At 73.8% G+C, this 12,179-nt stretch carries 9 protein-coding genes and 2 pseudogenes; 8 read left to right on the forward strand and 3 right to left on the reverse strand.

Translation table 11 applies throughout. From position 1 onward, the window contains the following. Positions 1 to 14 precede the first annotated feature (14 nt). Genes ABZ906_RS13520 through ABZ906_RS13530 form a run of 3 tightly spaced genes read left to right on the forward strand, consistent with a single transcriptional unit; the run spans position 15 to position 4,104 of the window. Entirely contained in the window at positions 15 to 2,096 is a 2,082-nt protein-coding gene (locus ABZ906_RS13520) for a putative cobaltochelatase (protein WP_361381602.1), read from the forward strand. Continuing rightward, entirely contained in the window at positions 2,096 to 2,704 is a 609-nt protein-coding gene (cobO, locus tag ABZ906_RS13525) for a cob(I)yrinic acid a,c-diamide adenosyltransferase (protein WP_361188206.1), read from the forward strand. The genes ABZ906_RS13520 and cobO overlap by 1 nt, the downstream gene beginning before the upstream one ends. Then, entirely contained in the window at positions 2,698 to 4,104 is a 1,407-nt protein-coding gene (locus ABZ906_RS13530) for a cobyrinate a,c-diamide synthase (protein ID WP_361381605.1), read from the forward strand. Before cobO ends, ABZ906_RS13530 begins: the two co-directional genes overlap by 7 nt. Before the next feature lie 20 nt (positions 4,105 to 4,124). Here the strand turns inward: ABZ906_RS13530 and ABZ906_RS13535 are convergent, their stop codons facing one another. Next, positions 4,125 to 4,856 (reverse strand): ZIP family metal transporter, encoded by a 732-nt coding sequence (locus tag ABZ906_RS13535; protein ID WP_361188211.1) that lies wholly within the window; start codon positions 4,854 to 4,856, stop codon positions 4,125 to 4,127. A gap of 100 nt (positions 4,857 to 4,956) precedes the next feature. On the opposite strand from ABZ906_RS13535, the pseudogene ABZ906_RS13540 reads away from it, so the two are divergent. The 3 genes and pseudogenes from ABZ906_RS13540 to cobC form a co-directional block, all read left to right on the forward strand. After that, a pseudogene (locus ABZ906_RS13540) lies at positions 4,957 to 5,418 on the forward strand (cobalamin biosynthesis protein); the annotation flags it as partial. Positions 5,419 to 5,529: 111 nt separating this feature from the next. After that, a pseudogene (locus ABZ906_RS13545) lies at positions 5,530 to 6,285 on the forward strand (sirohydrochlorin chelatase); the annotation flags it as partial. 88 nt (positions 6,286 to 6,373) lie between these two features. Continuing rightward, the gene (gene cobC, locus ABZ906_RS13550) at positions 6,374 to 7,438 is read left to right on the forward strand and encodes an Rv2231c family pyridoxal phosphate-dependent protein CobC (RefSeq protein ID WP_361381608.1); all 1,065 of its coding nucleotides are present in this window, start codon (positions 6,374 to 6,376) and stop codon (positions 7,436 to 7,438) included. A gap of 128 nt (positions 7,439 to 7,566) precedes the next feature. Here cobC and ABZ906_RS13555 read toward each other — a convergent pair whose 3' ends face one another. Continuing rightward, entirely contained in the window at positions 7,567 to 8,511 is a 945-nt protein-coding gene (locus ABZ906_RS13555) for an SCO1860 family LAETG-anchored protein (RefSeq protein ID WP_361381611.1), read from the reverse strand. A 320-nt stretch (positions 8,512 to 8,831) separates the two neighbouring features. Between ABZ906_RS13555 and ABZ906_RS13560 the strand changes: the two genes are divergently transcribed. After that, positions 8,832 to 9,746: a 2-phosphosulfolactate phosphatase gene (locus ABZ906_RS13560; RefSeq protein ID WP_361381615.1), complete on the forward strand. Its 915-nt coding sequence runs from the start codon at positions 8,832 to 8,834 to the stop codon at positions 9,744 to 9,746. A 46-nt stretch (positions 9,747 to 9,792) separates the two neighbouring features. On the opposite strand, the gene ABZ906_RS13565 is transcribed toward ABZ906_RS13560, so the two are convergent. Next, positions 9,793 to 10,881 (reverse strand): amidohydrolase family protein, encoded by a 1,089-nt coding sequence (locus ABZ906_RS13565; RefSeq protein WP_361381618.1) that lies wholly within the window; start codon positions 10,879 to 10,881, stop codon positions 9,793 to 9,795. Positions 10,882 to 10,957: 76 nt separating this feature from the next. Between ABZ906_RS13565 and ABZ906_RS13570 the strand changes: the two genes are divergently transcribed. Continuing rightward, the gene (locus tag ABZ906_RS13570) at positions 10,958 to 12,058 is read left to right on the forward strand and encodes an aminotransferase class V-fold PLP-dependent enzyme (protein ID WP_361383134.1); all 1,101 of its coding nucleotides are present in this window, start codon (positions 10,958 to 10,960) and stop codon (positions 12,056 to 12,058) included. Positions 12,059 to 12,179: the final 121 nt, after the last annotated feature.

Consider the following 12,179-nt stretch of genomic DNA (forward strand, 5'->3'; position numbering starts at 1 on the left):
GTACTGGAGGCCTTGTGAGCACCCCCTATCCGTTCACCGCTCTCGTCGGACAGGACGACCTGCGGCTCGCCCTGCTGCTCAACGCCGTCTCGCCCGCCGTCGGCGGTGTGCTCGTCCGCGGCGAGAAGGGCACCGCCAAGTCCACCGCCGTGCGGGCGCTCTCCGCGCTCCTTCCGCAGGTGCCCGTCGTCGCCGGATGCCGCTTCTCCTGCGACCCGGCCGCCCCGGACCCCGCCTGCCCCGACGGTCCGCACGAGGCGGGCGGGGCATCGGTGCGGGACGCCCGCATGGTCGAACTGCCCGTCGGCGCCTCCGAGGACCGCCTCGTCGGAGCCCTGGACATCGAGCGGGCGCTCGCCGAGGGCGTGAAGGCCTTCGAGCCGGGGCTGCTCGCCGACGCCCACCGCGGCATCCTCTACGTCGACGAAGTCAACCTGCTGCACGACCACTTGGTCGACCTGCTGCTCGACGCCGCCGCCATGGGCGCCTCGTACGTCGAGCGCGAGGGCGTGTCCGTGCGGCACGCCGCGCGGTTCCTGCTCGTAGGCACCATGAACCCCGAAGAGGGCGAGCTGCGCCCGCAGTTGCTCGACCGGTTCGGCCTCACCGTCGAGGTCGCCGCGTCGCGCGAGACCGACCAGCGGGTCGAGGTCGTACGGCGGCGGCTCGCGTACGACGACGACGCGGAGGGGTTCGCCGCGCGGTGGCACGAGGACGAGACCGCGCTGCGGGAGCGGATCGTCGCGGCACGCGCGCTGCTGCCCCGGGTGCGGCTCGGCGACGGCGCGTTGCGGCAGATCGCCGCGACCTGCGCGGCCTTCGAGGTCGACGGGATGCGGGCCGACATCGTGATGGCGCGTACGGCGACGGCGCTCGCCGCCTGGGCCGGGCGCGAGGACGTACTGGCCGAGGACGTGCGGCAGGCCGCTCTGCTCGCGCTTCCGCACCGGCGGCGGCGCAACCCCTTCGACGCGCCGGGGCTCGACGAGGACAAGCTCGACGACACGCTGGAGCAGAACGGCGACGACGGCGACGACGGCGACAACACGGACGGGACGGACGGGGACGACGACCCGGACGGTCCGGGCGGGGGCGGGCAGCCGCCTCAGGGCGACCCCGACGGCCCCGACGCCCCTGCAGCACCCGATGCCCCGGCCCCCGACGCCCACGACTCCCCCGCCGACAGCAGCGGGAGCGACAGCGGGCAGGACGACGACGCATCGCCCGCGCAGGCTCCCGCCGCGGCCGCCGGTGAGCAGCAGGCCGTAGGGGCCTCCGAGCCGTTCCGCACGAAGATGCTGAGCGTGCCCGGCCTCGGTGAGGGTGCCGCCGGGCGGCGCTCCAGGGCGCGAACCGAGCACGGGCGCACCACGGGGGCCCGGCGGCCGCAGGGGGCGCTCACCAAGCTGCACCTGGCGGCCACCGTGCAGGCGGCTGCCCCGCATCAGCGGGCGCGGGGTCGCTCGGGGCGAGGGCTCGTCGTACGGCGGGACGATCTGCGGCAGGCGACGCGGGAGGGGCGTGAGGGCAACCTCGTGCTCTTCGTGGTGGACGCCTCCGGATCGATGGCCGCGCGGAAGCGGATGAGCGCCGTGAAGGGTGCGGTGCTCTCGCTGCTGCTCGATGCCTACCAGCGCCGGGACAAGGTCGGGCTCGTGACCTTCCGGGGCGCCGATGCCGAGGTGGCGCTGCCGCCGACCTCGTCCGTCGACGCCGCTGCCGCCCGCCTGGAGACGCTGCCCACGGGCGGGCGTACGCCGCTGGCGGCCGGGCTGCTCAGGGCGCACGAGGTGCTGCGGGTCGAGCGGCTGCGGGACCCGGCACGGCGGCCGCTTGTCGTGGTCGTCACGGACGGCCGGGCCACGGGAGGCGTGGAGCCGGTGGCCACGGCGGGGCGCGCCGCGAGGCTCTTCGGGGCCGCGGGGATCGCCTCCGTGGTCGTCGACTGCGAGTTCGGGCCCGTCAGGCTCGGGCTCGCGGGACAGCTCGCGGGGGAGCTCGGCGGGACCGCCGTGACGCTCGACGAGCTGCGGGCCGAGTCCATCGCCGGGCTTGTTAAGGACGTACAGGGACATCGGATGAGGAGCGTGGCCTGATGCCGCAGGGACAGCCGAACGTGGTGCCGGACGACGGGCTCACCACGCGTCAGCGGCGCAACCGGCCGCTGGTCATGGTGCACACCGGGATCGGCAAGGGAAAGTCCACCGCCGCCTTCGGGATGGCGCTGCGGGCCTGGAATCAGGGGTGGCCCATCGGGGTCTTCCAGTTCGTGAAGTCGGCGAAGTGGAAGGTCGGCGAGGAGAACGCCCTCAAGGTGCTGGGGGCGTCCGACGAGGGCGGCTCCGTCACCTGGAACAAGATGGGCGAGGGCTGGTCGTGGATCCAGCGGGCGCCCGCCGAGGGCGAGCCGAGCCACGAGGACAAGGCCCGCGAGGGGTGGGAGCAGGTCAAGCGCGACCTCGCCGCCGAGACGTACTCGCTGTACGTCCTCGACGAGTTCGCCTATCTCCTGCACTGGGGGTGGATCGACGTGGACGAGGTGGTCGAGGTCCTGCGGAATCGCCCCGGGCACCAGCACGTCGTCATCACCGGGCGCTACGCACCCGAGGCCCTGGTCGAGTTCGCCGATCTGGTCACCGACATGTCCAAGGTGAAGCATCCGATGGACGCAGGTCAGAAGGGCCAGAGGGGCATCGAGTGGTAGCTCGGCTTGTCGTCGCCGCGCCGTCGTCCGGGAGCGGGAAGACGACCGTGGCCACGGGGTTGATGGCCGCGTTCTCGGCGGCGGGGCTCGCGGTGTCCCCGCACAAGGTGGGGCCCGACTACATCGACCCCGGCTATCACGCGCTGGCCACGGGCCGCCCCGGGCGGAACCTCGACGCGTTCATGTGCGGGCCGCAGATGGTGGCGCCGCTGTTCAACCACGGGGCGCGGGGCGCCGATCTCGCCGTGGTCGAGGGCGTCATGGGGCTGTACGACGGGGTCTCCGGGCAGGGGGAACTCGCCTCCACCGCGCATGTGTCGAAGCTGCTGCGGGCGCCCGTGGTGCTCGTCGTCGACGCGTCGTCGCAGTCCCGCTCCGTCGCCGCGCTCGTGCACGGGTTCGCGTCCTGGGACCCGGAGGTGCGGCTCGGGGGCGTGATCCTGAACAAGGTGGGGTCCGCGCGCCACGAGGAGTTGCTGCGGGACGCCCTGGGCGAGTCCGGGGTGCCGGTGCTCGGCGCGCTCGGCCGCGTCGGCCAGGTGCGGACGCCCTCGCGGCATCTGGGGCTCGTCCCGGTGGTCGAGCGGCAGACCGAAGCCGTCGAGTCGGTGGCCGCCCTGGCCTCCCGGGTGCGGGAGGGCTGCGATCTCGACGCGCTTCTCGCACTGGCGCGCAGTGCGCCCGAGATGACCGGCGAGACGTGGGATCCGGGTGCGGGAGCGCCTCGCACGCCGGACGAGCCGTTGCGGGACGGCGGGCGCGGGCCTGACGGCGGGCGCGGCGGGACTGACGGCGGGCGCAGGCCTGTGGTGGCCGTCGCGGGCGGGGCCGCGTTCTCGTTCTCGTACACCGAGCACACCGAACTGCTCACGGCCGCGGGCGCCGACGTGGTCGTCTTCGATCCGCTGCACGACGAGGAACTGCCGCCCGGCACCGCGGGGCTGATCATCGGGGGCGGGTTCCCCGAGGTGTACGCGCCCGAGCTCTCCGCCAACGAACCGCTGCGCAAAGCCGTCGCGGATCTCGCGCTGAGCGGGGCGCCCGTCGCCGCCGAGTGCGCCGGGCTGCTCTACCTGACCCGGGATCTTGACGGGAAGCCGATGTGCGGGGTGCTCGACGCCAGCGCCCGTATGTCGGAGCGTCTGACGCTCGGCTACCGCGACGCCGTCGCCGTGTCCGACAGCCCCCTCGCCGCGACCGGGACCCGGATGCGGGGGCACGAGTTCCACCGCACCGTCGTCGAACCCGGCGCGGGGGCGGCGCCCGCCTGGGGGATGCACTCCCCCGAGCGGCGCGTGGAGGGCTTCGTGCAGCAGGGCGTGCACGCGAGCTATCTGCACACGCACTGGGCCGCCGAGCCGGGCATCGCCCGCAGGTTCGTGGAGAGGTGCGGGGGGTGAGACCTCCTCACGCCGTGGTCTCACTCCGCGATGCCCACCACCAGCCAGATGAACGCGGCCCCCGCCACCGTGCACAGCAGCGTCGAGCGCGCCGGGTGGTCGTGGTGCGCCTCCGGAAGGATCTCGGCGGCCGCGAGGTAGAGCAGCGCGCCGCCGAAGAAGCCGAGATATCCGCCGAGCAGTTGCTCCGGAATGGTGAACAGGAGCGTCGAAGCGGCGCCCACGACGGGGGCCACCGCGTCCGCGAAGAGCATCGCGAGGGCCTTGCGGCGGGCGTTGCCGTACAGACTGGTGAGCGTGTACGTGTTGAAGCCGTCCGCGAAGTCATGGGCGACGACGGCGAGCGCGACCGCCACGCCCATGCCTCCGCCCACCTGGAACGCGGCACCGATCGCGACACCGTCCATGGCGCTGTGGCCGACCATCGCACCGGCCGCCGTCAGGCCCACCTGCGGGACCCGGCCGTTCGTGTGCTCGTCCGCCCCGTGCGCGGCGTGGCGGCCCGCGAGGAGGTGTTCCACCAGGTGCGCGGCGAGGAACCCCGCGACGAACAGGAGCAGCGCCGCGGGTACGCCGAAGACCGGGCCGCCCGCGGCGTCGAGCGCCTCCGGCAGCAGGTCGAGGCCGACCACGCCGAGCATCAGACCGCCCGCGAGGCCGAGGACGAGATGGCGCCGGTCGGTGACCCGCTGGGCCGTCCAGCCGCCCACCAGGGTCATCACAAAGGCGCCGAGCGCCACGAACACCGCCATGGGCCCTTGCTAGCCGATTGACCCCCTGCCCCGCACATCCACATCCGGTCGCGCAGAGCGCACCGATCCGTTTCTGTCCCGTACGAGAGGAGCCCCGGCCATGGCAGACACCGAAGCAGCCCCCGGCGGGGCGACCCCGGCGGTGTCCCTCGAACAGGTGGCGGCCGTCGATGAGCAGGCCGCCGGGTCCGGCGGGCGGTCCGCGGGCCTCGTGGTGGGCGTCGGGGCCCGCAAAGGCGCACCGGCCGATGAAATCCTCGGCCTGGTGCGGGACACCCTCCGGGACGCGGGGCTGTCCCCGGCCTGCGTCGCCGCGCTGGCGACCGTCGACACGAAGGCCGATGAGCCCGGCATCGTCGCGGCGGCGGCGCGACTGGGGGTACCGGTCGTGGCGTACGCGGCCGACGAGCTGGCCCGTGTCGATGTGCCGAACCCTTCCTACGCGCCGCTCGCCGCCACGGGTACACCGTCCGTGGCGGAGGCCTCCGCATTGTGCGGCGGCGGTGAACTCCTCGTGCCCAAGCAGAAGTCGGCGCCGGACGGGCGGGCGCCCATGGCAACCTGTGCCGTCGCGCGCCACACGCCTCTCGTACGGGGCGCCGTGCGCGCCTCCACCTCATCCGAACGGAACAGCTCATCCGAACGGAACAGGCAAAGCGATCAAGGAGTTCCAGTGACCAGCCCGCCCGCACTGCTCATCGCCGGACACGGCATCCGGGACGAGGCCGGGGCGAACGCCTTCCGGGACTTCGTGCGGGTACTCGCCCGCCGCGACCCCGAACTGCCGGTCGCCGGCGGCTTCGCCGCGTCCTCGTCGCCGTCGCTCGCCGACGCGGTCACCGAGCTCGTGGGGCTCGGGGCGGAACGTGTGGCGGCCGTGCCGCTGACGCTGCTGGAGTCGGGGAATGCCGCGGGCGGCCTGCATGCGGCGCTCGGCGGTGCCCGGGAGCGCCACTCCGGTCTCTCGTACTCCCGCGGCCGCCCGCTCGGCCCGCACCCCTCGCTCCTGAGGGTCCTCGGCCGCCGCGTGGACGAGGCGCTCGGCGGTCCGGCCCGCACGCCCGGTGACCGCTCGAACGTCATGGTGCTCCTGGTGGCCGACGGTTCGACGGACCCGGAGGCCAACGCCGATGTGCACAGGGCGGCCCGGCTGCTGTGGGAGGGGCGTGGTTACGCGGGTGTCGAGACGGCGTTCGTGTCGCTCGCCGCGCCGGACGTGCCCTCCGGCCTCGACCGCTGCGTGCGTCTGGGCGCGGCCCGGATCGTCGTCTTGCCCTACTTCCTGTTCACCGGCACCTTGCCGGAGCGGATCCTCCAGCAGACGGACGGCTGGGCGGCGGCGCACCCGGAGATCGAGGTGCACCCGGCGGACGTGATCGGCCCCGCCGACGAACTGCTCGACCTCGTCATGGAGCGCTACCGGGAGGCGGCGGCCGACGGCGGCCCGCTGACGGGCTCCCCTTCCGGAACGGACCACGGATCCCATGCACCTGCCTCCGGAACGGACGACGGATCCCATGCACCTGCCCGCTGAGCGCGACGGCGGTCCTGACCTGCGGCATCACGGGGATGCCGAGGTACGCGGCGCCGCGGACCTGACCGATCTCGCGGTGAACGTCCGCGCGAACACCCCGCCCGCCTGGCTCAAGCAGCACCTCGCCGCCTCGCTGGACGGCCTCGCCGCCTATCCGGACGGCCGTGCGGCACGGGCCGCGGTGGCGGCGCGGCACGGCGTGACGCCGGACCGGGTGCTGCTCACGTCGGGCGCGGCGGAGGCCTTCGTACTGCTCGCCCGCGCCCTGAAGGTGCGTCAGCCGGTGGTGGTGCACCCGCAGTTCACCGAGCCCGAGGCGGCGCTGCGGGATGCGGGGCACGCGGTGGGGCGGGTCCTGCTCCGGGAGGAGGACGGCTTCCAGCTCTCCGGGGCGGCGGTCCCGGAGGGCGCCGACCTGGTCGTGATCGGCAATCCGACGAACCCGACGTCCGTGCTCCACCCCTCCGCCTCGATCGCCTCGCTCGCCCGTCCCGGACGGTTCCTGGTGGTGGACGAGGCGTTCATGGACGCGGTGCCGGACGAGCGGGAGGCCCTCGCGGGCCGTACGGACGTGCCGGGGCTCGTGGTGCTGCGCAGCCTCACCAAGACGTGGGGCCTGGCGGGGCTGCGGATCGGTTACGTCTTGTCCGATCCGGAGACGATCGCGACGCTCGCTGCCGCGCAGCCGCTCTGGCCGGTTTCCTCCCCCGCGCTCGCGGCGGCGGAGGCGTGCGTGGCGCCTGCGGCGCTGGCCGAGGCGTCGGCGGCGGCGCGGCAGATCACCGCGGACCGGGCCCATCTCCTGGACGGTATACGAGAGTTCGCCCCCTTCGGGGTGCGCGCCGTGGAGCCCGCGGAGGGCCCCTTCGTCCTGCTCCGGGCCCCCGGGGCCCGGGCTCTCCGCGACCGCCTGCGGGAACGGGGCTTCGCCTTGCGGCGCGGGGATACGTTCCCGGGGCTCGGGGACGAGTGGCTTCGGGTGGCGGTACGGGACGCCGAGACCACGGATCGGTTGTTGGCTGCGGTGCGGGGGGCGCTGGGGCGCTGAAACCGGGACACCGGTCGCCGCCATCACCGGCTTGCCGAGTTCGTCCTCAAACGCCGACGCCGGACGGGCTGAGATCTCCCCGGCGCGGGGAAATCTTCAGCCCTGCCGCCGTTTGAGGCCCCCTGACCTCAGCCCCTGCGCCCCCGGCGCGTCATCGCCACCGCCCCACCCCCGGCGGCGAGCAGCACGACCGCGCCGCCCACCAGGTACGGCGTGGAGGAGTTCCCCCCGGTCTCGGCGAGGTTCGCCTCCTGCGGCTTCTCGGCCACCGGCTTCTCCTCCTTGCCGCCCTGCGGCTCCGGCTCCGGCTTCGGCTTCGCGGGAGTCGAAGGCTCCGGCTTCGCCGCCGCCGCGGGCGTCTCGCACGACGCGCCCGCGAGCGTCACCGTCCCCTCCACCTCCGCGACGTTCAGCTTCAGGGGATTCACGGAGACCTTCAGCTCAAGGGCGGACGCCGCCGCCGTACGCGACGTCGTGTGCGTCTTCGACAGGTCGAGCCGCACCTCGCCGACCCCCGGCACCTTCACCTGCGTCGTGCCGCCCGCCGACAGCGTGACCTTCTTGCCGAGCACGGTCACTCCGCCCAGGAGGTTCGCCTCGGCCACGGGCCGCTTGCCCGCCGCGCAGACCGCCTTGGACGTCACCTGCTCGACCTCGATGAGGGACAGCAGCGGCAGGCCCGGCACGTGCACCTTCGCCCGGGCGATGTTGCTGTACCCCTCCGCCTTCCCGTCCTCGACGGTCGCCTTCGCGGTGGCGACGTCGGCCCGGAGCACGCTGAACGGCTGTCCGCCGTCGACTCCGTCCAGCGTCGCGGTGAGGGCGGTCTTCTCGGCGCTCGCGGGCGCCTGGACTTCGTTGAGCGCGACCCTGAGCGGGACGTTCACGGTCTTGTTGAGCAGGGACACGTCGAGCCCGGTGCGCAGCACGACGGCGTTCGCGCGGCCCTTGTCGCCGCCCGTCGCCGATGGCGGTCCCGCGGTGGCGAGCGCCGCGGGGCCCGCGACGAGAACCGTGGCGGTGGCGATCACGCCGAGGCGGCGTGCGGGCAGGCGGAAGGTGTTGCTGTTCAAGGTGGTGGAACCCCCACAAGAGTTACGGAGCCGCCGGAAGCCTCGCGCTTCGCTGGATGGGGACATCGCATGAGCACGACACCGGCAACATCGACAGGGGGAATCTTTACGCACTGAGAGTGAATAGCCAGCGACCAAGCGTGAGTTCACTCCAAAGGGAGGTTTCCGCCCCTGCTTTCGAATCTTGCGGCACGGACGTTCTCCTCCGTCACCCGAGCAACTCCCTGGCTCGAACACAGCGGTTGACGCCCGGCGTCGTGGCCGAATCATGTGCAACGAACCGAGGGCCGTATACGTAACGCTCCGTCAATATGAGTCCCATGGGGAAGACGAAGCACACGCGGGGCGGGGAATGGTGCGCGCAGGGCGCGTACGGGGTGCGGTTCGAGTGGGGGCCCGAGGGGGCCCGGCGGCTCATGGCGGGCGTCGCCGACGTGGATGCGGACTCGGACGCGGACACGGATACGGATACGGATGCGGGCTCGGCCCTGGACACGGACGCGGGGTGCCTGGTCGTCGTCGACGTGCTGTCCTTCTCGACGGCCGTTTCGGTGGCGGTTGACGCGGGGACGCAGGTCTTCCCCTACGCGTGGCGGGACGAGAGCGCCGTCGCCTTCGCGGCCGGGCGGGGTGCCGAACTGGCGGTGGGGCGGCGCGCGATGAGCACCGCGTCACCGTGGTCCCTCTCTCCCGCCGCGCTGCGCCGGGCGCCCTTCACGCCCCGGCTCGTGCTGCCCTCGCCCAACGGATCGGCGATCGCCGCGGCCGCAGGGGCGTCCGGAGCGGTGGTCGCGGGGTGCCTCAGGAACGCGGCGGCGGTGGGGAGTTGGCTGGTGGGGCAGGGGTACGGGGTGCCCGGGCGGCCGGTGGCCGTGGTTGCCGCCGGTGAGCGGTGGACCGACGGGAGCTTGCGGCCCGCCGTGGAGGATCTGCTGGGGGCGGGGGCGGTGATTTCCGCGATGCGGGGGGTCGGGATCTCGCCGGAGGCGGCGGTTGCCGCGGGCGCGTTCGTGTCGTGCGGGGATGTCGCCTCGGCTGTCGCCGACTGTGCGTCGGGGGCGGAGTTGCGGGGGTACGGCTTCGCGGAGGATGTGGCGGTGGCCGTGGAGGCGGGAGCTTCGCAGGGGGTGCCGGTGCTGAAGGACGGTGCTTTCTCCTCCGCGACCGGGACTTTCCCCTCGCCGACCCCGCCCCAGCCCCCGAACAGGCCTCGCACCAGCCCGTCCGGCGTTTGAGGACGGACTCGGCGCAGCCGGTGATCAGCGGCAACCAGCGCCCCGCCTACCCCACGACCCGCCCGTTCAGCACCACCCTCCGCGGCGCGGCAAGAACCCCCACGTCCTGCCGGGGATCCGCGCCGTACACCACCAGATCCGCCGGAGCCCCCTCTTCGAGACCGGGGCGCCCCAGCCAGGACCTCGCTCCCCACGTCGTCGCCGACAGCGCGTCCACCGCCGGGATGCCGGCGAGCCGCAGCTCGGCCACCTCCGCAGCGACGAGCCCGTGGGCCAGCGAGCCGCCCGCGTCCGTCCCCGCGAACACGGGCACCCCGGCGTCGTACGCGGCCCGTACCGTGTCGTAGCGCCGGTCGTACAGGCGCCGCATGTGCCGCGACCACTTCGGGAACTTCGCCTCGCCGCCGTCCGCGAGCTGCGGGAACGTCGCGATGTTCACCAGCGTCGGGACGATCGCGACGCCCCGCTCGGCGAAGAGCGGAATGGTCTCCTCGGTGAGGCCCGTGGCGTGCTCGATGCAGTCGATGCCCGCCTCCACCAGGTCCCGCAGGGAGTCCTCGGCGAAGCAGTGCGCCGTGACCCGCGCGCCCAGGCGGTGCGCCTCCGCGATGGCCGCCTCCACCTCGGCCCGCGGCCAGCACGCCGTCAGGTCGCCCGCCTCCCGGTCGATCCAGTCGCCGACCAGCTTGACCCAGCCGTCGCCGCGCCGGGCCTCCTGCGCGACGTACGCGACGAGGTCGGACGGCTCGATCTCGTGGGCGTAGTTGCGGATGTAGCGGCGCGGGCGCGCGATGTGGCGGCCCGCCCGGATGATCTTCGGGAGGTCCTCGCGGTCGTCGATCCAGCGCGTGTCGGACGGGGAGCCCGCGTCGCGGATGAGGAGCGCGCCGATCTCCCGGTCGGTCAGCGCCTGCTTCTCCGCCGTGTCCGCGTCCACCGGGCCGTGCGCGTCCAGGCCCACGTGACAGTGCGCGTCGACCAGGCCGGGGAGCGTCCAGCCGTCGACCGTGACGTCCGGCGCCGCCGCCGGGCGGTCGTAGGTCACCCGGCCCCCGACCACCCACAATTCGTCCCGGACCTCGTCCGGGCCGACGAGCACCCGCCCCTTCACGTGCAGCACCGTGTGATCGCTCATGTACAGCAGCTTAGGAGCCTGTCGGTACGCTCGGTCCGGCAGCCCGAACGAACTCGTGAGCGAAGTGAGCAGCACCGTGACGCACCCCTTCCTTGACCTGGCACCCCTGAGTGCCCAGCACTTCGCCTCCATCGAGGAGCGCGTCGCCGGGCTGCTCTCCACCTCACAGGACGTCGTGATCATGCAGGGCGAGGCGCTGCTTCCCCTGGAGGGCTGTATCCGGGGTGCGGCGCGGCCGGGCACGACCGCCCTGAACGTCATCACCGGTCCTTACGGGCAGACCTTCGGGAACTGGCTGCGGGACTGCGGTGCGACCGTCGTCGACCTCGCCGTCCCCTTCCACACCGCCGTGACCGCGCAGCAGGTCCGCGAGGCGCTCGCCGCGCACCCCGAGATCGACTTCGTGTCGCTCGTCCACGCCGAGGCCGCGACCGGCAACACCAACCCCGTCGCCGAGATCGGTGAGGTCGTCCGCGAGCACGGCGCCCTCTTCATGCTCGACGCCGTCGCGTCCGTGGCCGCCGAGCCGCTGCTCCCCGACGCCTGGGGCGTGGACCTGTGCGTGATCGGCGCCCAGAAGGCGATGGGCGGCCCCGCGGGCGTATCGGCCGTCTCCGTGAGCGAGCGGGCCTGGACGCGGCTCGCCGCCAATCCGCAGGCGCCCCGCCGCTCGTACCTCTCCCTCCTGGACTGGAAGGAGCGGTGGATCGACGGCGGGCGCAAGGCGCTCCTGCACGCACCGGCCCAGCTGGAGATGCTCGCGCTCGAAGCGTGCGTGGAGCGCATCGAGGCGGAGGGGCTCGATGCGCTGATGGCGCGGCACGCCACCGCCGCGGCCGCGACCCGCGCGGGTGCGATCGCGCTCGGCGGCGGGCTCGAGCCCTACGTCCACGAGGCGCGGGACGCCGCTCCGGTCGCCACGACACTGCGCGCCCCTGAGGGCGTGGACGCCTCGCTGCTCGTCGCCAAGGCGCTGGCCGCGGACCCGGTGCTTCCGCTGGTCGCCGGTGGCGGTGCGCTGGCCAAGGAGATGATCCGGGTCAATCACTACGGCCCGGACGCGACCCGTGGCGTCGTGCACGCCTCGCTGGCCGCCCTGGGGGCCACGATGAGCGAGGCGGGGCTCGCGGTCGACCTCGAAGCGGCCCGGCGTGCGGTGACGGCCGCCTGGCAGTAGGCGACGGCGCGCTTCCCACCGCGGGGGCCTGAATCGCGGGGGCCACAACCTGAGGGTCCAGAACCGCGGGGCCCGAAGCCGCGGCGGGCGCCACGTCTGCCCCTCCGCGCCGGATTCATGC

Origin of the sequence: Streptomyces sp. NPDC046925 (assembly GCF_040644915.1) — a bacterium.
Classification (GTDB): Bacteria; Actinomycetota; Actinomycetes; order Streptomycetales; family Streptomycetaceae; genus Streptomyces.